The organism is Dactylosporangium sp. CA-152071 (assembly GCF_050936335.1).
GTDB lineage: Bacteria > Actinomycetota > Actinomycetes > Mycobacteriales > Micromonosporaceae > Dactylosporangium > Dactylosporangium maewongense.
In genome coordinates, this window is record NZ_JBNJMZ010000002.1 from 3510220 (window position 1) to 3532315 (window position 22096).

At 70.8% G+C, this 22096-nt stretch carries 16 protein-coding genes and 1 pseudogene; 8 read left to right on the forward strand and 9 right to left on the reverse strand.

The window, feature by feature from the left end; genetic code table 11:
* The first annotated feature begins 167 nt into the window (after nt 1-167).
* Genes ACQEVZ_RS55830 through ACQEVZ_RS55845 form a run of 4 tightly spaced genes read left to right on the forward strand, consistent with a single transcriptional unit; the run spans nt 168 to nt 4389 of the window.
* Nucleotides 168-1556, forward strand: coding sequence for an iron-containing redox enzyme family protein (locus tag ACQEVZ_RS55830; protein WP_433384150.1), 1389 nt, complete (start codon nt 168-170; stop codon nt 1554-1556).
* Nucleotides 1553-1912, forward strand: coding sequence for a Rieske (2Fe-2S) protein (locus ACQEVZ_RS55835; protein ID WP_433384152.1), 360 nt, complete (start codon nt 1553-1555; stop codon nt 1910-1912). Before ACQEVZ_RS55830 ends, ACQEVZ_RS55835 begins: the two co-directional genes overlap by 4 nt.
* Before the next feature lie 54 nt (nt 1913-1966).
* The gene (locus tag ACQEVZ_RS55840) at nt 1967-3028 is read left to right on the forward strand and encodes a 50S ribosomal protein L11 methyltransferase (protein ID WP_433384155.1); all 1062 of its coding nucleotides are present in this window, start codon (nt 1967-1969) and stop codon (nt 3026-3028) included.
* On the forward strand, nt 3025-4389 hold the full coding sequence (locus tag ACQEVZ_RS55845; protein ID WP_433384158.1) for an iron-containing redox enzyme family protein: 1365 nt from the start codon (nt 3025-3027) through the stop codon (nt 4387-4389). Before ACQEVZ_RS55840 ends, ACQEVZ_RS55845 begins: the two co-directional genes overlap by 4 nt.
* Here the strand turns inward: ACQEVZ_RS55845 and ACQEVZ_RS55850 are convergent.
* Nucleotides 4376-5635 (reverse strand): ATP-grasp domain-containing protein, encoded by a 1260-nt coding sequence (locus ACQEVZ_RS55850; RefSeq protein WP_433384161.1) that lies wholly within the window; start codon nt 5633-5635, stop codon nt 4376-4378. The genes ACQEVZ_RS55845 and ACQEVZ_RS55850 overlap by 14 nt on opposite strands.
* A 20-nt stretch (nt 5636-5655) precedes the next feature.
* Complete coding sequence (locus tag ACQEVZ_RS55855; protein ID WP_433384164.1) at nt 5656-6972, reverse strand: hypothetical protein; 1317 nt, start codon at nt 6970-6972, stop codon at nt 5656-5658.
* A 193-nt stretch (nt 6973-7165) separates the two neighbouring features.
* Between ACQEVZ_RS55855 and ACQEVZ_RS55860 the strand changes: the two genes are divergently transcribed.
* Both ACQEVZ_RS55860 and ACQEVZ_RS55865 read left to right on the forward strand, forming a co-directional pair.
* Nucleotides 7166-8416 carry an MFS transporter gene (locus ACQEVZ_RS55860; protein WP_433384167.1) on the forward strand — a complete coding sequence of 417 codons (1251 nt, stop codon included), beginning with the start codon at nt 7166-7168 and terminating at the stop codon, nt 8414-8416.
* A gap of 148 nt (nt 8417-8564) precedes the next feature.
* A complete protein-coding gene (locus tag ACQEVZ_RS55865; protein ID WP_433384170.1) occupies nt 8565-9524 on the forward strand; it encodes a phytanoyl-CoA dioxygenase family protein in 960 nt (319 codons plus the stop codon).
* A gap of 50 nt (nt 9525-9574) precedes the next feature.
* Here ACQEVZ_RS55865 and ACQEVZ_RS55870 read toward each other — a convergent pair whose 3' ends face one another.
* The 4 genes from ACQEVZ_RS55870 to ACQEVZ_RS55885 form a co-directional block, all read right to left on the reverse strand.
* Nucleotides 9575-10081 carry a hypothetical protein gene (locus ACQEVZ_RS55870; protein WP_433384173.1) on the reverse strand — a complete coding sequence of 169 codons (507 nt, stop codon included), beginning with the start codon at nt 10079-10081 and terminating at the stop codon, nt 9575-9577.
* Between the two features lie 46 nt (nt 10082-10127).
* Nucleotides 10128-10532, reverse strand: a complete 405-nt coding sequence (locus ACQEVZ_RS55875; RefSeq protein WP_433384176.1) for a hypothetical protein — start codon at nt 10530-10532, stop codon at nt 10128-10130.
* Complete coding sequence (locus tag ACQEVZ_RS55880; protein ID WP_433384179.1) at nt 10529-10798, reverse strand: hypothetical protein; 270 nt, start codon at nt 10796-10798, stop codon at nt 10529-10531. The genes ACQEVZ_RS55875 and ACQEVZ_RS55880 overlap by 4 nt, the downstream gene beginning before the upstream one ends.
* A 275-nt stretch (nt 10799-11073) precedes the next feature.
* A complete protein-coding gene (locus tag ACQEVZ_RS55885) occupies nt 11074-11334 on the reverse strand; it encodes a hypothetical protein (RefSeq protein WP_433384182.1) in 261 nt (86 codons plus the stop codon).
* 446 nt (nt 11335-11780) lie between these two features.
* Between ACQEVZ_RS55885 and ACQEVZ_RS55890 the strand changes: the two genes are divergently transcribed.
* Nucleotides 11781-12245, forward strand: a complete 465-nt coding sequence (locus tag ACQEVZ_RS55890; protein ID WP_433384185.1) for a hypothetical protein — start codon at nt 11781-11783, stop codon at nt 12243-12245.
* Nucleotides 12235-13263 carry a tyrosine-type recombinase/integrase gene (locus ACQEVZ_RS55895; RefSeq protein ID WP_433384188.1) on the forward strand — a complete coding sequence of 343 codons (1029 nt, stop codon included), beginning with the start codon at nt 12235-12237 and terminating at the stop codon, nt 13261-13263. Before ACQEVZ_RS55890 ends, ACQEVZ_RS55895 begins: the two co-directional genes overlap by 11 nt.
* 221 nt (nt 13264-13484) lie before the next feature.
* Here ACQEVZ_RS55895 and ACQEVZ_RS55900 read toward each other — a convergent pair.
* The 3 genes and pseudogenes from ACQEVZ_RS55900 to ACQEVZ_RS55910 all read right to left on the reverse strand — a co-directional run bounded on the left by ACQEVZ_RS55900 (nt 13485) and on the right by ACQEVZ_RS55910 (nt 22002).
* Nucleotides 13485-13788: pseudogene (locus ACQEVZ_RS55900) on the reverse strand (ArsR/SmtB family transcription factor).
* Between the two features lie 208 nt (nt 13789-13996).
* Nucleotides 13997-15433, reverse strand: coding sequence for an IS1380 family transposase (locus tag ACQEVZ_RS55905; RefSeq protein ID WP_433359550.1), 1437 nt, complete (start codon nt 15431-15433; stop codon nt 13997-13999).
* Nucleotides 15434-15843: 410 nt separating this feature from the next.
* Complete coding sequence (locus ACQEVZ_RS55910; RefSeq protein ID WP_433384191.1) at nt 15844-22002, reverse strand: RHS repeat-associated core domain-containing protein; 6159 nt, start codon at nt 22000-22002, stop codon at nt 15844-15846.
* Nucleotides 22003-22096 lie beyond the last annotated feature (94 nt).

The window sequence follows — 22096 nt, forward strand, 5'->3', positions numbered from 1 at the left end:
GCGGGACCGCATCGCGGATCAGCCAGTGATCCGACCGATGTGGAACCGCGTCGCGCCCTGGCGCTGTGCGACGTCGACGTCACCTGGTGGGATCACCGCGGGACCGATACATATGTACACTCCTCGTGCTCGACCTTGAAGCAACTTCGACGGGGAAGTTGGAACATATGGCGATCGATGCGGACATTGTTCGTTCCAAGCCAGCCGATGATCTCGGCCGGCGCGTCGCCGCATTCACCAACGACAGCCTGTTCACCGGCGTTCCGGAGCTGCTGCACCCACCCAATCCGTATCGGCGGATGCTGGTGCCGGACGCCGTGGCCGAGGTCGACTTCACCCGCCCGCTGGCCGCCGGCGAGGCGACCGGCCACCGCGCGCTGGTGGCGCACCGGCTGCTCGGCACGTTCTACGAGGCCGACACGGTGCTGCTGCCGGAGCAGGGCCTGGGCGCGCTGCGCGGCGACTTCGACCGGTTCTACGGCGACGGGCTGCGCCGGTTGCGTGAGGCGTCGCTGTCGGACCTGGAGCAGTTCGCGTTCGCCCTGCTCGACGACGAGGTCGACGTGACCGGGGCATGGAGCACCGCCGATCTCGCCGCATACTTCGAGCACGCTGCCGCGGCGGCCGACGCGGGTGAGGCCGAGTCGCTGACGGCGATCGCCGCGGCCCGCCGGCCCGAGGTGGCCGCCGACACCTACCTGGTGCAGCTGGCGCTGGACGGGCTCACCGAGGCGTCGGCGATGTCGAAAAACCTCGGCGGCGCGTTCGGGCCCGAACAGTCGGCGCTGTTCAAGGTGTTCATCGACGAGTTCGGCTACGGCGTGCACGAGGCGAAGCACACGACGATCTTCCGCAAGATGCTGCGGAGCCGGGCGCTGCAGACGCATGTCCACGCCTACTGGAACTTCTATCTGGCCGGTCCTCTCGCGACGAACAACTACTACTACTTCGTCTCGCGCGACCACGCGAACTTCTTCCGGTACATCGGCGCCGTCACCTATGCGGAGCGGGTCTTCGCACCGAGCTTCGTCAAGATGATCGACACGTACCGTGGCGTCTTCGGCGACGACGTCGACCTGCACTACTGCGAGGAACACGCGCACATCGACGCGCACCACGGGCGGATCACGCGGGACGAGATCCTGCTGGCCCTCGCCGAGCGGCACGGCGCGGGTGTCATCCCGGAGCTGGTGCGCGGCATCGCGGAGGCCCAGCTGCTCGGCGGCTGGTTCGAGCAGGACACCGCGGCGCAGATCCGGTGGTCGGACCAGCTGTCGGACCACCGGGCACCCGACGTGGTCACGGGGCCGCCGCGGCGGGTGGAGCTGACGGCCGCCAGCCCGTTCGGCACCCGCAGCCACGACGGGCCGGTGGTCGTGGTCGTCGAGGACGGTGAGGGCGAGTTGATCACGGGGCCGACGGCGGCGCCCGAGCCGATGGCCCGCGGCGACGCGGTGCTGGTCCCCGCCGGCCGGCTCTACGGTCTGCGCTCCACCGGGCCGGCCTGCACCTACGCGGTCCGTGTCGCCGGGACGGTGACCCCATCGGCATCGTGACCATCGACCTGCGACGGCACAACACGGTGCTGGCCGGGGACGAACGGTACTTCCTGTTCCACGACGCCGGGCGGGCGTGGATGGTGCACGATCGCTGCCCGCACCGGGGCGGCCCGCTGAGCCTGGGCCGGCGCACGCCGGACGGGCGGCGGCTCACCTGCCCGTGGCACGGCACGAAGGTCGGCGTGGCGGCACTGTGCCGCACGGCGCTGCCCATGGTGCGCACCGGCGACACCGCCACGGTCGTGCTGCCCGCCGCGCCACTCGACCCGGGCGGACCGGTCACCGTGATCCACCGGCACATCCTTGCCAACCTGCCCACGGAGGGCGAGCGCAACACCGACGCGACAGCGTGAGCGGGTGGCACCGGTCACGAGCCGGACCGCCTGCCGGAACGGATTCGGGGGACGATGAAGCGCCATGCACAAACCACGGCCATGCCGGCGCTGGGCGGGGATCCGCTCGCGCACGCGGCGGCACTGTTCCGCGACGGTCGCTACGAGGAGGCGGCCGAGCAGTACCGGGCCGTGCGCGACCGCGATCCGCACAACTGGCCGGCGGTCACCGGGTACAACCGCGCGATCCGCCGGATCGTGCCGCGGTGGCACTTCGAGATGATGCACGACCATGAGCGCGCCGTGCAGTACGAGGCCGCCATCAAGCAGGTCGTCACCGCCGACCATCTGGTGCTGGATGTCGGCACCGGCTCCGGGATGCTGGCGCTGATGGCGGCCCGCGTCGGCGCCGAGCGGGTCGTCGCGTGCGAGGGCCAGCCGGTCGTGGCGGAGACCGCCCGCGGGATCGTCGCCGCCTCCGGGTACGCCGCGCAGGTCGACATCGTGCCGAAGATGTCCACGGACCTGGTCGTGCCCGGCGACCTGCCGCGCCGCGCGGACGTGCTCATCACCGAGACGGTCGACTGCGGGCTGCTCGGCGAGGGCATCCTCGCCTCGATCGGCCACGCGCGGGAGCATCTGCTGACCGACCAGGCCGTCATCGTGCCCGGCCGGGCCCGGGTGCTGGCGCAGCTGGTGGAGAGCCGGGCGCTGCACCAGAAGAACACCGTCGGCGAGCTGCACGGCTTCGACCTGTCGGGCTTCAACGAGCTGGCCTCCCTGGAGTACTTCGACTCGCGGCTGCGCCGGCACGAGCACCGGGTGCTGTCCGCGCCGTTCGAGGTGTTCCGGTTTGACTTCCACCGCGACGGCCCGGCCCCGCAGCGCGTGACGCTGCGGGTGCCGCCGACGGCCGCCGGCACCTGCCACGCGGTGGTGTTCTGGTTCGAGCTGGAGCTGGTGCCGGGCATCACCGTGACGAACGCGCCCGATCATCCGACGACGCACTGGAAGCAGGCGGTGCAGTGCCTGCCGCACCCGGTCGGCATACACCCGAACGACCCGCTCGACGTGGACGTGCGCCACGACGGGCTGCGCATCTGCTTCACCCGGATCAGCCAGGAGGATGAGCGATGACCGTCGCCGAGGCCGTCGAGCGGTACTGCGGGCAGCGGCTCTTCCAGGCGGGGCCCGAGGTCGTCATCGTGGGCAACCCGTACCGCCGCACGATCGGGCTGGAGGACCTCGCCGACCGCGACTTCACCCGGCCGGTGACCGAGGCCGGGTTCCTGGAGCACCGGCACCTGGTGATGAGCCGGATCCTCTGCAACGCCTACGAGAGCAGCATGATCCTGCTCCCGGAGGGCAGCGTCGGCCCGGTCAAGGCGGACTTCGACGCGTTCTACGGCGAGGAGGCGCGGCGGCTGCGCGACGCGCTCTGGCCGGACCTGGAGCGGTGCTCGTTCGGGTTCCTGCGGGACGCGGCGGCGACGCCGCCGGTGCGGACCCTGGACGAGCTGCGGGCCTGGTTCATGGCCGAGGTCGACGCGGTCGGCTCGCCCGCCGACGGCAGTGGCAACAATCCCGAGGTCACCGCGACCGCCCCGCTGCGCGGCACCATGCTGGCCATCACGCAGTGCCGCCACGCCGAGGAGGCGGCCGCGCTGTACCTGTTCCAGCTCGGCCTGGACGCGCTGACCGAAGCGTCGGCGATGGCCCGCAACCTCGGCGGGTCCTACGGTCCCGAACAGTCCGAGCTGTTCAAGATCTTCATCGACGAATTCGGCTACGGCGTGCACTCCGCCAAGCACAGCACCATCTTCCGCGGCCTGCTGCGCAGCATCGACCTGCACCCCGACGTGCACGCGTACTGGAACTTCTACCTCACCAGCTCCCTGGCCGGCACCAGCTACTTCAACCACGTGAGCGAGAACCACGCCGGCATGTTCCGCTACATGGGCGCGGTGACCTACCTCGAGTGGCTGTTCGCGCAGGGCTTCGCCGACATGGGCACCATGCTGCGCACCGTGTTCGGGGACCGGGTCGACACGCGGTACTGCGACGAACACGCGCACATCGACATCCACCACGGCCGGATGACCTTCGAGCACCTGCTGCTCGGCTTCGCCCGCGCCCACGGCGACGCGATCATCCCCGACCTGGTCCGTGGCGTCGAGGAGACCAAGGTGATGATGCGCCTCGGCGAGGAGGACTTCCTCGCGCAGATCCGCTGGGCCGACAACCTCGACGCGCACACGACCCGCGGCGCGGCCGACGAGGGGGGCTCCACGTGGACCCTGCGGCCGGATTCGCCGTTCGTGACGCGGGTGTACGACGAGGACACCGCCCTCGTGGTCCGCGACGGCGAGATCGACGTGTACGCGTGGGCGACGCGACGACCGCACCGGTTGCGCCGCGGCGACGCGCTGCGGGTGCCGCGGGGCCGCCTGCACGGACTGAAGGCGGCCACCGCGTCGGCGACCGTCACGGCTCGATGACGAGTTCCTTCTCGAGGGCCCGGATCGCCTCCCGGTCGGCGTACACCTGCTCGACATCGTCGTGGGCGAGCAGGATGTACCCCATCGTCATGCTCGACACCAGGTCGGTGGTGGCCGCGACCCGGTCGCCGGTGCGCACCAGGAACACCGGCGAGTGGTAGCTGGGCAGTTCCCGGGCCCGGTCGAAGACCTCCGCGTTGCGCACCACGCCGGAGGTCTCGGCGATGAGGAACACCGCCATCGCCCGCTTGTGCAGATTGAAGCCGGGCGGCAGGCTCGCGCCCCGACCGGCGCAGATGTCGACGATGCGGGACACCTGGCTGCTCTCCCCCGCCGTGGCGACCTCGCTGCACAGCGGCTTCATCGCCCCCGCCGGGCGCGGGTTGATCTCCACCAGGCGCATCCCGTGCTCGGTGTCCATGACCTCGGTGTGCGCGGCCCAGTACCGGAAGCCGACCGCGTCGAGGCAGCCGAACGTGTAGTCCAGCACGTGGCCGTACTCGTCGAGGTCGTACGGCAACCACTCGACGTTGTCGTAGATGGCCCAGCCGTTGACGTTCTGCACCTTCCGGTAGCGGGTGATGTCGGTCAGCGAATGGCGCCCGTCGAAGCTGACCGTGTCGATCGCGTACTCCATGCCGGTGATGTACTCCTGCACCAGCACCTTGTCGTTGACCGCGCCGTAGCGGTTGACGGCGCCGATGAGCCCGTCGACAAGGTCCTGCCAGCCCTTCCCGCCGAGGGCGAAGCCGACCCCGTCGGTGCCGGCGCTGGTGGCCGGCTTCACGACCAGGTCGCGGCCGGCGAGCCCCTCGCGCTCGATCCAGCTCGCGATCTCCGCCTGGTCCGACGAGTATGTCTGCTTGATGATGTCCAGGCCGTGCGCCGCGACGGCCTGGTGCGACAGGTATTTGTTGCGCCGCGCCGCGGCGAGCCCCGGCACGTTGATCCGGTCCGGGGTGAGGATCTGCCCGAGCCGGCCGCAGAGCCCCTCGATCCGGTCGGTGCCGGGCACGATGCCGACGGTGTGCCCCAGCGCCCGGATCCGTTCGGCGGTCGCCGCATCGTCGCCGTGGTGCTCGATCACCGCCGCGTACTCGTCGTCGCGGAACGCGGTGAGCACACCGATCCCGGCGACGGACGGGTCGATGAGCGCGACCGGGGTGAGGCCCGCCTCGCGCAGCGCGGCGGGGATCAGGCTCGCCGAGGAGAACGGCTCGGCGAGCACGACGACGGGTCGGTCCATGACTCCTCTTTCCACCCGCGTCATTGCGGGTCCGGATAGGTGAACGCGCAGCTGAACGCGGAGCCGGTCGCCTCGTTGACGACGGCGCCGGCGTCGACCCGGGACACCCGGATCAGCGTCCCGGCGTAGCCCTGCTCGAAGACGAACACGCCCCACACCGGCAGCCAGTCCGACGTCCCGTCGCCGTCCGGCACGGTCTCCGGGGCCCCGGTGACGCGCTCCTGCACCACGAACGACCCGGTGAGCGCGGTGGTGAGCGCCCGCTCCCACTCGGCGTCGGTGACCTCCCAGCCGGCGGTGACGCCCGCGCCACTGGAGCCCGAGCCCGGCTTCAGCACCAGCCGCTGCCGGTCGGCGCGGCACCGCGGCAGCAGCGCGGGCGTCAGCCGCCGCGTCCACGGCAGGATCCGGTCGACGGCGGCCGCCTCCTCGGCGCTGAGCCGGCCGTCGTCGTGCAGCTGCGACACGAGCGCGAGGCTGCCCTTGTTGGCGGTGATGCCGTGGTCGAACGAGGCAAAAAACACCACGCTGCCCTTGTCCTGGGCGCGCAGCACCGGCGCGAGCCACTCCTCGGCGCGCGGCTCGGCGCAGAACTCCTCGAGGGTGAAATACCGCATGACGACGTCGACCGCAGTGCCGTCGACGTGCAGCCGGCCGTCGCGTTCGACGAGGTCGGCGATGTGGGTGATGCGGATGTCGATGCCGCGGTCCGCCATGTGCTCGACGAACGACACGTAGTTGGCGTGGTAGGTGGCCATCGTCTTGGAGATGTCCGCGAGGGCCACCACCGGGTCGGCGCCGCCGGTCACCGGCGCGGCGAGCCGGCGCAGGTAGGTGGCGATCTCCTCGCCGATGTCGACGTGGCGGAGGTCGTGCTCCGCGGCGAACCGGCCGAAGTCCGGCAGGCGCAGGTAGGCGTCGTTGATCGCGGCCCAGTCGACGCCGCCGAGCTCGCTGCCGGCGTTGAGTTCGAGCAGCCGGAAGCCGGTGCCGTCGTGGTACAGGTCGGGCCGCGCGTACAGCGGGGTGCGGGCATCCGCCGCAACGGCGCAGGCGAGGTCGGTGGCCCGCGCGTCGACGCCGAGCTCCGCGCAGAGGCGGCGCCGGTCACCGCCGAACAGCCGGTCCGGCAGCGACGCCACCAGGTCGATGACGGTGCGCAGGTCGGCCGCCGCGCGGCGCAGCACCGCATCCGGCACGAACAGCGGCCGGGACAGCATCCGGGTGCCGTAGACGCCGCCGAACGCGGGCTCCAGCGGCAGCTCCCGCCCGACCGACGGCAGCGGACCGGACGTGCCCGGGAACGCCGCCAGGTATGCCTCGGTGACCCGGTTCATGCCGCACCGGACAGACCGGTGCCGCTGGCACGGGGTGGAATACGCATCGATCATCCTCCACAATGCGAAACGGTCCACAGCCTAGCCCCGATCGCCTTCCCTGGTTGACCCCTGTGAATGGCCCTGTCGAACGGAGTTCGCTGCGATGACAGCCGAGGCACCTCCCCCGACGGTCCTGGCGACCGTGCGCGCCATGACGTTGCCGGTCTGGGTGCTGCTCGTGGGCACGCTGGTCAACACCGTCGGCAGTTTCCTGATGCTGTTCCTGACGCTGTACCTGACGCAGAAGGGTTTCTCGCCGTTCCACGCCGGGCTGGCGCTCGGCGCGTGGGGCGCGGGCCGCATCGCCGGCGCGTTCATCGGCGGGACGATCGCCGACCGGACGGGTTACCGGTTCGCGATGGCGCTGTCGATGTTCACCACCGCGGCGCTGATCGCGGCCCTGATCGGGGCCGCCAACCTGGGCAACCCGTGGCTGGTCGTGGCCGCCGCGCTCGCCGGCGCCTCACTCAACGGCATCTGGCGCCCGCCGGCGCAGGCGATGATCACCGAGGCGACGCCGCCGGGTCACCTCGTCATGGTGACGGCGTTCTGGCGGCTCGCGTTCAACGTCGGCGTCTTCGTCGCGCCGGTGCTGGGCGCGCTGCTGTCGCGCATCTCGTGGGACCTGCTGTTCTGGGTCGAGGCGGGCTCGTCGGCGCTGTTCGGTGTGCTGGTGGTGGTGGCCCTGCCGTCCGTCGCCCGCCCGGCACCGGCCGACACCCCCGCGCCGGCGCCGCAGCGAGGCGGCTACGGTCGCGTGCTGCGCGACGGCGGCTTCGCGCTGTTCCTGTTCGCCCTGCTGGTCAACGGGATCGTGTACATCCAGGGTCCCGCCACGCTGTCGCTGCACCTCGACGGCCTGGGCTACCCGACCGCGGTGTTCGGCGCCCTCGTCTCCCTCAACGCCCTCACCGTCATCTGCCTCGAGGTGCCGGTCACCAGGTTCACCCAGCGGTGGCAGCCGCGGACCGCGATCGCGATCGGGATGACGCTGACCGGGATCGGGCTCAGCCTGTGGAGCGTCGAGCTGGGCATCGCCGGCCTCGTCGTCGCCACCCTGGTGTGGACGATGGGCGAGGTCGTCGCGAGCCCGTCGATGTTCGCGTACCCGGCCATGGTCGCGCCGCCGCACCTGCGGGCCAGGTACATCGCCGCGACCAACGTCGCCAACCAGATCGGCTACTCCGTCGGCCCGGTCATCGGCACCGCGATCTGGGCCGGCGTCGGCGGCGCCGTGTTCTGGATCTGCGGCGCCCTCGCCGCCGTGGCCGTGCTCGCCGTGCTCGCCGGTACCCGCACCATCGACGCGGTCCACGCCACGGCGCCGGCCTCCGGTACATCGGCGACCGCCGACGAGACCGGGGTCAAGGAAGGGGCAGCCGCCGATGAACCTGTGCCGTAGTGTGCGGCAGGCACGTTGGGAGGTTCGAAGCCCCTGGCGACCGCACGGGGGTCCACCTCTTTGGATCAAAGATGATCAGGAGGTCAGCTAGGTGAGTGGCACCAACACGTTGACAACCGAAGGACCGGGCACACTCGGGCCGGCCGGGGTGGCAAGGTTCTGGCGCGAAGGATTCGCGGGACCGTTCCCGCTCGGCCTGCCCGACAGGGAGCTGGCCGAGCTCGCCGACCGGTGCGAACGCATCGTCGAGGAGCGGCACACCCAGCCGCTGTACGGCCGCTACGCACTGCGCGACTGGCACCTCGTCGACCGCGACCTGGAGCGCGTGTTCACCCAGGAGACGATCATCGGACGGGTCGCCGAGCTGCTCGGCCCGGACCTGCTCCTGTGGCGTTCGAAGATCTTCTACAAACCGCCGGGCGCCGACGCGATCGGCTGGCACCAGGAGTGGGGCAGGTTCGACGGCGAGGAGATCGGCAACTCGACCCCGTCGCTGCAGCCCGCCGGGTCCGGCGACGACGTCTGGGACCTCACGGTGTGGGTCGCCCTCGACGACGTCACCCCGGAGAACGGCCCGCTGCAGTTCGCCGCCGGCACCAACACGACGAAGGTGCCGTGGGTGAAGGTGCCGATGACCCAGTCGGCCTTCTACGAGGAGCCGTTCGTGGGGCTCACCAAGCAGCAGGTCGCCGAGCGGACCCGCCGCAGCGAGCTGGTCCTGGACATCGACACCGCCAACTGGCTCGACGGCTACGACGTGGACGCGGCGAGCCTCGACGACCTCACGACCTACCTGCACGGCCGCTTCGACGAGCTACTGGCGAAGTTCACCGACTTCGAGCCGGCCCCGGGCACGGTGGCCACGATGGTGATGCCCCGCGGCAGCTTCGTCATCTTCAGCGAGCGCACCATGCACGGCTCCCCGCCGAACAACTCCGACCGGCGCCGGATGGCCGTCAACTGCCGCCTCACCCGCGCCGACACCCTCGTCTACCCGGGCCGCCTCGACGGCGTCGTCATCGACGGCTCCAACCTCGACATCAGCAAGCACGAGAGCCTGCTCGTCGCCGGCCGTGCCGTCGAGGACCGCAACGCCCTCCGCCACTGACGGCGCGCACCGCGGCCCGGCCGACCCACCTCGGGCTGGCCGGGCCGCGCTCATCGGGCGTCGCGATGCCGCTCAGTCGCGCCCGTCGTGCGCCGGGTCAAGGGCGGCGGGGTCAAGGGCGGCGGGACGCTGTTGGTGTCATGAGCGGGTCGTGACGTCGACGGGCAGGGTGCTGCCGAGGACGTCGAGGTCGACCGTGCCGTCGGCGGCGACCGTGACGGTGCCCCAGGCGGTGCCGGCCACGAACGGGAAGCGTCCCGGCCGGGTGCCGACGCGCAGCGTGCGGGTCGTGGCGTCGTAGCGGAAGCCGGTGTAGGCGTCCAGCAGGGACCAGCCGGCCATGGCGCGCACGTAGTGGTCGCCGCACTCGACCTCGTTGAACGGGTTGCGGCGGGTGCCGTCGTAGCGCTGCTGCAGGCCGTCAGGATCGCCGTCGCCTCGGTGTGCATGCCCTCGTCCAGGCAGTGCGCCGCGACCTGGTACTCCACGCCGGTCCACACCTCGTCGCAGTAGCGCAGCGGGATCTCCGGGCGCCCGCCGTGCGGCCAGGTGCACACGACGAGGCCGGTCTCGCCGCCGTCGGCGAAGACCCGGTAGCCGTGCTCACCGAAGCCGGTGCGCAGCCTGACCGGGCTGGCGCACGTTGCTCATGATCTGAATACCGCCGCACAGCACCGGGTACGTCCGGTTGTCCGCGACCAGCCGCCAGGTGAGCTTCGACGGCACATGCTGCGCGCCGGGGACCTCGTACGGCACGGTGCTCAACCGGCGCGGGCGGGGCACCGCGACCACATCGATACGCAGGTCACCCAGACCGGTCGGGACGAGATCGGCCCGGCTCAGCGCGTGCCGGTGCACCTTGCGCTCCACGAAAACGGTCAGGCATCCCTCGCCGGTCGGCTCGTCGGCCCGCCAGCGCCCGCCGAGCCCGACGCCGTGGACGTTGGCCGCGCCGCGTAGCCGACGGGCCAGGGTGTCGCGTAGGGCCCTCGCGGCCGGGTCGCTCATTGGGCCGCCCGGATCCGGGGCAGCGCGAGACCGTACCAGACCGGCGCCGGCTTCCGCGGCACGGTGCGGTCCGGCACGGTGAGGGTCGTACCGGAGTCGGGCACCCGCGGCGCCGGCCAGTCGGGCGTGGCGCCGGTCCGGCCGTACTCGATGTCGAACGCCTCCTGCAGCGCCGTCACGACCAGGTCGATCGGCACCGCGACGCCGCCGATCCAGTTGCGCACGCTGAGGTTCGTCAGCCCACAGTCGTTGACGATCCCGACCACCGCCCGGTCCTCATCGACCAGGACCGACCCGGAGTCGCCCTCTGCTGAAACGAGGTGAGCGCCGTCGAGGCGCCTACCTGGTCGGGCACACACTGGTAGAGCGACACAGGCAGGTCGGGCACGGTCGCCAGGCTGTCGTTGTACGCCGGGTTGTTCGCCGCCCTCGCCTCCAGCAGCGCCCACACCTGACCCGGGCCGCCGACCGCCGGTCGCGGCAGGTGCGGGTACTTGGAGGTCGAGGGACCCGTCGGCTCGTGGCTGGTGACCGGCCCGTCCTAGGCGCGGTCCCCGCTACGGATGTCGAGGGCAGCGAACCGCAGGCGGCGGGTGATGCGCTCGGTCCGGCTGCCGGGGTGCAGTAGCCACACGGCAGCGCTGGCGTTCTCCAGCGCGGCGCGGATGAGGGCGTACGGCGCGTACATGTGGATGGCACGGGCGTCGCGGAGCACGGACCGCAGGCAGTGGAGTGGGTCGATTGCGTGGCTGAGGGCATGCCAGGCGGCGTGGCTGGTTTCGAACGGGTGGACTCTGTGCATGCCGAAAATGTCATCCTGGCAGGTCAAGCGGCACGTTCGCACCCGCGTAGAACTCTGGCAGATCACCGGCGGCGCCGGATGCGGACCTGTCCGAGTCGTGTCTCAGGTCGTTGATGGCGAGCAATGAGTGGAGCGGCCACGTCGACAGAGATGGTCCGCGGCAACCTGAGCGCTGTCGACGGCCGCGTAAGGATGAGGTGGCTCCTTCTCCCGCAGCCGCCGCCGACAGCGATCGACCACCAGCGCTACGAGGGAAGCTCGACCGGCAACTCTCTGGATACGATCACCGTGTGGGTTTCATGAGTGTCAATCATTCGACACTGGTCTTGGTGAATGTTTACCAAGATCGTGGGGACCATAGCATCCCAGCAGCAGACCCGAGCGGGTGACCACCCGGTCGGGTTTCCGCATGTGCGGACCGCGCCCGGGCGGCGACGATGACCCGCGTGCGACGCAGGAATCCGGCCCCGGCCGAGCAGATGATCGCGACACTCATCCCCGCGCCGCTCCCCCGCGCCCGGCCGCCACGGCCACCGCTGCCCCAGCTACCCGCACCCCGCACCGGGCCTGAGCAGGCCGAGACGCACCTGGACGCCGGCCGGCTCGACCCGTCCGGCCGGATCTCGGCCCGCGCACTGCTGCACCTGCTGGGCTGGCCACCTGGACACCGGGTCACGTTCGACATCACGGCTGGCGTCATCACCGCGACCTCCGACCCGGCCGGACGGCACACCATCGGCGCCACCGGCCTCCTGGCCATCCCGGCGCCGGTCCGCCAGCTGTGTCACCTCGCCGCCGGCGCCGTGGTCGTCCTGCTCGCCGACCCCGCTCATGACCTGCTGCTGGTATACCCGGCCCGGACCGTCGCACGACTGCTGGCCGCCGGGCTCCCCACGGGCGATGCCGGCTGACCGTCAGCGGCTCGACGCCGCCTGGAGTGCCCTGGCCGAGCTCGGCGTCACCCTCGCCGACCTGCAACGCGACGCCCGACCGGCAGTGCCCACCTTCAACGAGTACCTGCCGCAGGTTCTCGCCGCGGCCGGTCCGGGCGCGCTGCGCGCCTACCGCAGCTACTGGCAGCGGATGACCACAGCCTGGGGCGACCTCCCCATCGACACGGTCACCGCCAGCGACATCCAGGCGCTCCAGCGACGCATCGTCGCCAACACCCGCGCCCGACGCAACAGCCGCGGCGGCCGCCACGCCGGTGAGCTGCTCATCGCCGCCGCCCGCGCCTTCTTCAACCAGGCCATCGCCGACGGCCTCATCGAGGCGACGGACAGCCCGGCCCACCGGGTCGGCAAGCCTCGGCGGCTGCCAAGCACCCGGCGAGCACTGACACCTGACGAACTGACCGAGATCAACCAGGTCGCCCGCACCACCGGTAACGACACCATCCTCGACGCACTGCTGCTGCGCCTGCACACCGAGACAGCGTGCCGGCGCGCCGGGGCCCTCGGGCTGCGGCTGCAGGACCTCGACGCCGACCGCGGCCTCCTGCAGCTGCGCGAGAAGGGCGGCACCGTCCACTGGCAGCCGATCAGCCTCGACCTCGCCACCAGCCTCGCCCAACACGCCACGGCCCGCGGCGCGCTTCTGCCCACCGACGCGCTGCTGCGGTACCGCAACGGCAGAGCCTTGACCAGCCGCCGCTACGACGAGCTGTGGCGCCGCATCGGCCGGCACCTGCCGTGGGTCGCCGCCCAGGGCATCACCGCCCACTGGCTGCGCCACAGCACGCTCACCTGGGTCGAACGGCACTTCGGGTACGGCACCGCCCGCGCCTACGCCGGCCACACCGACACCACCGGGCCGGCCACCACGACCTACATCCGGGCCGACCTGCAAGCCGTCGCCGCCGCGCTCGCTGCGATGACCGGTCAGCCGCACCCGCTCGCGCAACCCATCGACGACGATCGGGGGGTCTAGCGAAGCCTTGAACACGTTTGTGTCGCAGCGCTGCAGTGGAGTCGCCGAAAGGATCCCGAAGGGACCACGGCTCGAAGCGGCGCAGAACTGCCTCATGTAGCTCCGCCACTTTCTGGCCGTGACCGTCAATAGGGTCCTCCGCGACATACCACTGCCATCGCTTCGACGAATCCCGCTCCCTGCTGCGCCATACGCTGGATGTACTGGTCGAGCCGCGTGGATCACGCCTGGTCGGCGACCGTGAGCAGGGCGGCGAGTTGGCCCATGATGTTGCGCCGGGCGCGGTAGTAGACCCAGGCGCCACGGCGTAAGGCGTCGATGAGACCGGCTTCATGCAGGGTCCTGAGGTGGTGCGAGGTCGTCGGCCCGGACAGCTCGAACGCCGGGGTCAGGTCGCACACGCACGCCTCGCCGCCCTCGGCCGAGGCGATCATCGGCATGGCAGCAGCCGGACCGGGTCCCCGAGCGCCTCCGACTTGGGGCGAGCACCGTCGCTGTCTCTGCCAGGATGCGGCGCTGTGCGATCGGCGGGCATCACGGGCCACGGCATCCCTACTGAGCCCTGATCCACCGATGAGGTTTCGATGCTCGGCTGGTCTGAGTTCATGATCTTGGGTGTTGGTCGGGCGCGTGGGGGTGACCGGCCGGGTTGCCGGTGCGCTCCGTGTCTCGGTGGGGTCTGTCGTTGTGGGGTGGCCGGCGTCGGCTGCGAGTGACTGTCCTGTGTGGATGGTCAGGTGGGTGGGGCGTGCGCGGTGGTGAACAGTCGTAGCCAGTTGTGTTGCCAGGGCCAGTGTTGCGGTAGGTGGATGGTGACCTCGCGGGCGTGTCGGCTGATCCGGCCGGCGACGTTGATCAGGTGTCGGCGGATGGTGGCGGCGCGGGCTGTGGCGTGGGGTCGTCCGGCCAGGGTGGCGGCGGTGCGGGTGAGGTTGTGGGCGATGGCGATGCAGGTCAGCCAGGCGTTGTTGGCGGTGAACCGGCCGGAGGGTAGATGGGCGAGGGGTCCGTCGATGAGTTCGGCGAAGACCTGTTCGATGATGGCGTGGCCGCGGTGCTGGGCTTCGGCCTGGACGAGCACGTAGGGGCTGTCGGTGAACGCGGCGTGGTACCGCCACACGGTGAACAGCTCACCTTGACCATCCACTGTGGACTTGTTCAGGTCTGGGACGCGACGCGCGATGAGCCGGGCGGTGACTTCGTGGCGGGTGCCTTCGAACGCGGTGTAGGTGGTCTCGGCGATCTGTGCGCGGGAGATGAACCGCTGCTGGTCCTCATCCCAGACCGGTTGCGGGTAGCGGATCTCGGTCCAGGCGTCCTCGTCGATCGCGGTGATCGCCGCGCGGACCTTGGCGTCGATGCGGACCGTGACGGAGAACCGCACCCTGGCCCGGCGGCAGGCGGTGATCACCGTGCGGGAGTAGAACGCCGAGTCCGCACGGACCATGATCTCAGCCGCCACCGTTGCGGCTGTCGTCGCGGCGGTGGCGGGTTGGGCTGCTTGGGCTGCCAGGACCGCTTTGGTGGTGGCGACGGCCTCGGCGATCAGCGATGCCGCTCCGCGGGCTGAGCCGGCGTTGCCGGCGCGCAGCTGGGTCGCGGCGATCACCGGCGCCGCGTCCGGGGTGCTGATCGTGGCCACCAGGGGGTTCAGGCCACGCAGCAGCACCTGGTAGCCGCCGACCTTGGCGTGACCGAACCCGGCGCCCTGCTTCTGCTTGCCGTACACCCTGCGCAGCAGCGAGTCGACGTCGACGAACGTGACCGCGCCGGCGCTGGGCAGCAACCGGGCCTGTCCGGCCATCCGGACCAGGAACTGCCGCGACGCTGCCTGCAACTGCCGGACGTGGCCATGGGTGAACGTCCGCAGGAACGACCCCAGCGTCGAGGGCGCATACACCCCGTCGAACAGCAGCGGCATCCCACCGTGACGCAACACGTCCAGATCGTCGATCGAGTCCGCACCGGTCACCATGCCCGCCACGATCGCAGCGACCTTCCCCGCCGCGTTGGACCCCTTGTCCGTTGGCACACGCAGCCGAGCAGCCACGATGCCGTGCAGGTCACACCGCTGGGCGAGGGTCATCACCGGCTCCACACCAGCGCACGACACCAGATTCGGATCATCAAACGATGCGCGCACCCGCGTCGCGCCGTGCGATATTCTCACCTCGACGGTGCCCTCTCGAACCGGACGATGGAAGCCTCAAGAACCTCTATCTTTCCAGCTCGCGAGGGCATCGTCGCGCCCGGCCCATCACGGTCACATCAATTCGTCGGTGGATCAGGGCTGAGGCGGCCTACGTTTCCTCCTCCAGCGCCGAGTGACGTCAGACCACCTGGTCGCCAGCACACAGCCGGTGATGACGAGAAACATCACCACGACCAACACCACCGGACGATGCAGGACGTACACCATCACCAATGCGATGATTGCCGCTGCGGCGATCACCACCACAATCCGCCAGACTAGGGGCGGCCTGTCCGACACCGGGCACACGCTCCGTTCTCGCTGTTCTCGTCCAAGCGTTGATGCATCTCGTAGGCCCGTCAAGTTCAAAATTGGACGTCACTGACGTACTAGGCGAACGCGGCTCCCGCGAGAAGGCCGCCGACGAGGAAGATGAGCCCTTCGCACCAGTCGTATTTCCCGGTGGTGATGTACTGGAACATGAAGTCGCCGTAGAGCGAGCCGAGCCCGGTAGCGGAGCCCGCTGCCCGCCAGCCCATCGATCCGCCCTTGAACAGCGCGTGTCCAGCTCGCACGCCGCCGTACCCGGCCCCGGCCCCGGATGCGGCACCCACGGATCCCCAGTACACGTTGGCACGTTTCCTCGGATCCTTTTCGATCGTGATCTCGCAGACGTTCCGGCCGGTGAGGTCGTTCTTGTTGAGGGGATCGCCGAAGACGTAGACGTAGTTGTTGGCGCAGCCACCCTCGACGGGGTCGACGCTGAGGAACCGGCCGTCTGATGCCTGATAGGCGCGGGCGCCGAGCAAGGTGATCCCGAGGGTGGTATCGGTGAGTTTGCTGTTGGCCCCGAAGGCGCCGAAGACGTTTCCGCCGGTGGCGTTGCCGAGGGTCGCGCTGCCCGCAGTGGGCGTCCCCCACGGGTCGTAGGTGACCGGGGTGTTCAGGCGGACGCCGGTGTTGTTCGCGGTGACCGTCACGTTGCCCCGCAGATCGGGGTACGACCACACCTCGCCGCTGGACTGGACCGTGACGAGCACACCGCCGGGCAGCATGATCAATTGCTGCAACACAGTGCCGGCGCCGTCGAGAGTGGCGACGGGCGAGTCGCCGAACGCGGCGTAGGCGTAGCGCACGGTAGTGCCACCGGCGGTGTGCGAGGCGACCCGGTCGAGGGCGTCGTAGCTGTAGCCGGTGGTGCCGCCGCCCGACGGAGTCACGGTCGCCAATCGGTCGGCGGCGTCCCAGGTGAGGGTGGTGCCGTGGTTGTTGGTCTGGTTGCCGTGCGCGTCGTACGCGTACTGGGTGTTGGTGCCGGTCCCGGTGATCGACGAGACGAGTTGGTCGGCGGTGTTGTAACAGTTGTGAATGCTGCTGGCGCTGCCGCCGGTGGGAGTGACGGTGACGCTGGTGCGGTTCGCGTTGGCGCCCGCTCCCGGGGTGGTGCAGTTGTCGCCGACCGGATTGGCGGCATACCCGTAGGTCACGGCGGCGCCGGGTAGGTAGGCGGTGGCGAGCCTGCCTGCGCCGTCGTAGGTGTAGGTGGTGGCCGTAGATCCCGCCGGATTCGGGTTGGTCAGGGCGGTGCCGTTGATGTCCTCCAGTTCGCGGGTGATCCGTTTGCCGGCGGACAGGGTGGTCTGGTCCCCGGCGACCAGCGCGCCGGCGGCCGTCGTGGTGAACACCAGGCTGTTCTGGTTGCCGTAGGTGTCATAGCCGAGGGTGCCGGTCGTGCCGTTGGCGTACGTGACGCTGGACAGGCGGCCCGTGCCGGGGTCGTCGTGAGTGGTGGCCAGCAGGGTGCCGCCGACGGTGACGGTGGCCAGGCTGCCGCTGTTGGCGTTGTAGGTGTTGCTGACCGCGCCCTGCGGACCCGATGTGGCAGTGACCTGCCCGGCCTGGTTGTAGGTGATGCCGCTGACCTTCCCGGCGGTGTCGGTGTAGCTGACCAGCCGGCCCAGCAGGTCGACGGTGGTGGTGACGGTGCCGGTGGGGTCGACAACCTTGGAGACCAGCGGGTTGCCGCCGACGTTGTAGGTGTACGTGGCGGTTCGCGCCGCCGCGCCGTTGAACGCCGGCCAGGTCTGGCTGCTGTACCGGCCGACTGCGTCGTAGGCGGTGCACTGCCACGGTGCGGTGCTGATGCTGCTCGACGCGGCGACTCGGCGGCCGGCGCGGCGTCCCGCCGCGTCGTAGATGAACTGCTGCACGCGGGCCGTTGCTGCGGTAGGGGCCGGGTCGGTCTGGGTCTGCAGCAGCCCGCCCTGCGGGGTGCTCGCGGTGACCCCGCACACGGCGGCCAGCGGGCCGGCGGTGCCGGTGTAGTAGGTGTAGGTGGTCGCGTTGCCGGCCGGCAGCGTGTGGCTGAGCTTGCGCAGGTAGGTCGTGGTGCCGGGCGCCTCGTAACTGGTCGCGGTGGTCAGCGCCGCGCCGGTGCCGGCACCGACCGTGGTGGCGGTGACCAGCCCGTACTGCGGGCCGACGGTGCTGTCGGTGTAGCTGGTGGTGGTGACGACTCCGTCGGGGTCGGTGCTGCCGGTCCTCAGTCGGTATCCGGGGCCGAGGATGCTGTTCAGGATGACCCCGCCGGTGCCGGGTGCCGGTGTCAGCATGACGGCGAAGTCGTTGAGCTGTGTCGCGGAGCCCTGGAAGTCCACCTGGATGGTGTGAACGCCGGCGCTGAACTGGACGCCGTTCGTGGAGGTCGTGCGGGTCTGCCCGGCGACGAAGCCGGTGACGTCCGGGCCGTCGTGAACCCGCGGGGTCCCGTCGTAGGCGACGGTCATGGCCTGGCTACTGGCGATGCCGAGGTTGTACGTCCCGGTGGAGGCCAACGTGATCGTGCCGGTCAGCCGCAGCGTCCAGTGCCCGGACGCGTCGGAGGTGATCGGCGGGGCGCCGGCGGCCCAGTGCGCGCACAGCCGCCCGCTGGTGGCGCCGCACAGCGTCTGCGGCTGCGTGCCGTCGGGCCCGTTGGCGTGGACGGTGACCGTGCCGGCGGCCTGCCCGTTGGACCAGAAGGCGGCGGCGAGACCGGTCATCCCCTCGTCGTACCGGTTGGTGGTGTGCGGCACGGCGGCGATCCCGCAGCCGGCCGTGCCCTGCGGGTTGGCGACCGGCAGGTAGCCCTGGACCGGGGCGGTCGGGGTGGCGCTCGCCGGCCAGCCGCCGCTGAAGCAGGCCAGCGGCGCGGGCCCGTAGACGTCGGTGACGTTGCCGTTGGTGTCGTACACGGTGCTGGTCTGCTGGCCGGCCGGGGTGGCGGTGACGATCGGCAGGTCGCTGCCGCACGCGCCGGTGCAGGCGTTGCCGGCCGCGACGGCGTTGCCCCAGACGCTCGTCGTGACGTGCCCCGATGAGTCGGTCTGCTGGATGATGCGGCCCTGGGTGTCGTAGGTGGTGCGGGACGCGTAGCCCGACGCCGGGCTGAACCCGGCGATGGCGGTGTCGGTGTGGTCGGTCGCGTAGGTGTAGGTGCGGGCCGGCCGGGCCGCTCCGGTTGTCGGGGCGGGTTGGATGACTGTGGCGACGCGCCCGGTGCTGTCATAGCAGATCTGCGTGTCGACCGGGGTCACCGGCAGTCCGGTGCTGCCGGCCGGGCAGGCGACTGCGGTGCCGGCCGGGGTACCGGCGGCGACAGCAGCGCCTGCGAGCGCGTCGCGGATGTCAGCGAGGCGGTCGTCGCTGTCGTAGGCCAGCAGGACGGTCTGATTGCCGGGGTTCGTCACCGACGCGATCTGGCCGTTGCCGTTGTAGCCGAACGTCGTCGCCGTGCCGTCCCAGTAGGCGATCTTGCACAGCATGCCGGTGGGCGCCGGGTTGGTGGTCGGGCAGGCCGCGTCGGGGCCGTAGGACAAGGTGATGACCCGTCCCGAGACTGGGTCGGTGATGCCGCGCAGCAGCGCCGGGGTACCGGAGTAGATGTACTGCAGCGCGGACGGGTGCCGGTCGTCGGTGGCGCTGGTCATCGCGGCCAGGCTCCCGTCGGCGTTGAACGTGTACAGCTGGTTGTCGGCGGTCGCCAGTTGCAGGTGCTGGTTGCCGTCGACGTTCAGGTGGTCGTTGTTCCCCGGCATCGCCTGGTAGTAGCCCGGCGCCGTGCGGGTGAACGTCGCCGTCTGCCCGGAGGCCCCCTGGAGCACGACCTGGCTGCCTTCGTCGTCGGCGTGCACCCATTGCGCGGTGGCCGGGTTGGCCAGCAGGCTCCAGCCCGGCGGCACGCCGGTCGAGGTCGGCGTGAGCCACCCGCTGGGCACCACCCATTCGGAGGTCGTGCCCGGGTCGGTGATGTCGGTGTTCTTCGCCCACAGCTGCACGGTGTAGTCGATGCCCGCCGTACCGGCGACCCAGCTTTCGACCTTGACCTGGTAGGTGTGGGCACCGCTGACCGTGGCGGAACCGTAGCCGGGGCTGGTGGCGCTGGCGGTACCCGCCCAGTCGTCGTAGGTGGGGGTGGACGAGCCGTTGAGGTAGACGCGCATCGCGCCGTTGGTGAGGCCGCCGAGCTTCCACGTCCCGGCCGGCAGGCTCAGCACACCGGTCCAGCGGACCAGGAACGGCAGGTTTGCGCCCTGGGTCACGCCGAAGCCGCCGATCGGGGCGTTGATGCTGCCGCCCTTCCAGGTCGTGTTCACCGCGGCGTCGGTGCGCTGCCCGACGACCGGGTTGGTGAACGTGTGCGTGCCCGGGTCGACGGAGTACTGGGCGGTCAGTCCGTAGTTGCCGCCCTTCGCGACGGAGGACTGGGCGGAGTTGTAGGTCAGGGCCGGTCCGGCCGTGCCGGCGACGGTCTGCATGTTCGGCGAGCCCACGACCATGGACAGGTTGCCGGTCAGCAGGTTGACGGTCTCGCTGGCCGCGGGCACCCCCGGTGACGGCGCGCCCTTGCTCGGGGTGGTCGTGCCGGCCGGTGGCGCGCCGACGGTGTCCGCTGGTGACGGGCCTCCGTCGCCGAGCCGTTGCCGGACGGTGAAGCTGACGGCGGGGCTCGCCGTGGGCCGGAATCCCGGCGCGTTGGGGTCGCCGGAGTAGATGGAGGTGATCGAGGTCAGGACCTTGACGTAGTAGGTCGCGCCGTCATGGACGCTGCCCGCCGGTGCCGTCCAGACCACCGGGTCGCTGAGGGTCGAACCGAGCAGCCAGCCGGAGTCGATGACGGTGCCGGTGCCGTCCGGGGACGCGGTGACCCGGAAGTCGTAGTAAATGGCGGTGTTCGCTTCGACGGTCACCGCGGGAGCGGTGAACTTCGGCGTCAGCGTCGACACGACGCTGCCGTTGGCTGGCGAGGTGATGCTCGTCGGGTTCGGCTGCTGGGCGTACGCGGCTTCGAAGAACATGGTGCCGGTGTCGATCGTGCCGAGGCCGCCGCCGTCGTCGCCAGCGACGGTGCCGGGCGTGCCGAACCCGAACCACCACCCGTCGGTGCGGCCGGACAGGTACGTCCACGCGGCGTCCCACTGCATGATGGAGAAGAAGCCGAGGGTCGCCGACGGCCCGCCGAGCGTAACGAGCGGTTGACCGGCCTGGATTCCGGAGTAGGAAGCGGCACCGGACAGTCCGTAGATCGGAGCGCCGGTCAGCTGGCAGTCGCATTGGGTGCTGAGCCACACCCCGACGAACTGCCACGGCTGCTCGCCCGGCGCCGCGGTGGGCGGGGCCGGCGCGGGGACGTACGCCTGGGCGCGCCAGTCGCTGCCGGCGGTGTCGTGACCGATCTGCACCACGCCATTGACCGTCTGGCCGCCGTTGCTGACGCTGGACACCACCCAGCTGGAGGCCGGCGTGAACTCGCCGACGGTCGGATCGAGCACCACCGGGAACGCCGAGGCCGGTAGGCCTGCCAACCAGTCCGGTGACACCGAGACCTGGATAACGTCGCCAGCCACCGTCAGCCGCGCCTTGGACGCGGCCGTCTGGTCCTTGCGCTGCTTCGCCGCGGCGACGGTCACCGTCGGCGCCGGCACCGTCCCGACCCGCTCGCCATCGGCGAGGACGTCAAGCCCACCGGCGGCCGTCGGGGTCGCCGTCGCGTCGGACAGCCGGAACGAGAAGGTCGACGGCGCGCCCGGACCCTTGATGATCAGGTCTTCCTTCACGCCGTCCGCACCGACGTGCTCAGCGATGTCGACGTCCGGCCAGACGCCGGTGTAGCCCGCCGTCCGGCCGGACACCGACGGCGTCTGATCGGCGTCGTTGACGCCCTGCGGGGTCAGTCCGAACGTGTGCGGACCCACCGCGAACCGGATGCCGCCTCCCTGGGCGCCGATCGGACCGAACCCGACCGACCAGCTGTTCGCCCCCGAGGTCCACCAGCCCGGTTTGCCAGACGCCGGCGAGATGCTCGGATCGATGCTCGACCACGTTCCCGCTGGGGTCCGGTAGAACTGGGGCGTCGCGTACCGGCGCACCGACCGGCTGCCGTCGGAGTTGCGCCACGTCGACGTGTAGGCCGTGCGGCCAGCCACGATCTCCTGCACGGCGGTGGGCTTCGTCCGATGCCGCAGGTCCGCCGCATACTGCCCCGACGGCGTCGTGGCCGCCCGGCTCACTGCGGGCGACTGCAGCAACGAGGTGCCGGGCCGGGGCGAGGGAGGCGGGGACGCTGACGCCGGCGCCACGCCGGGCACACTCACCGAGGACAAC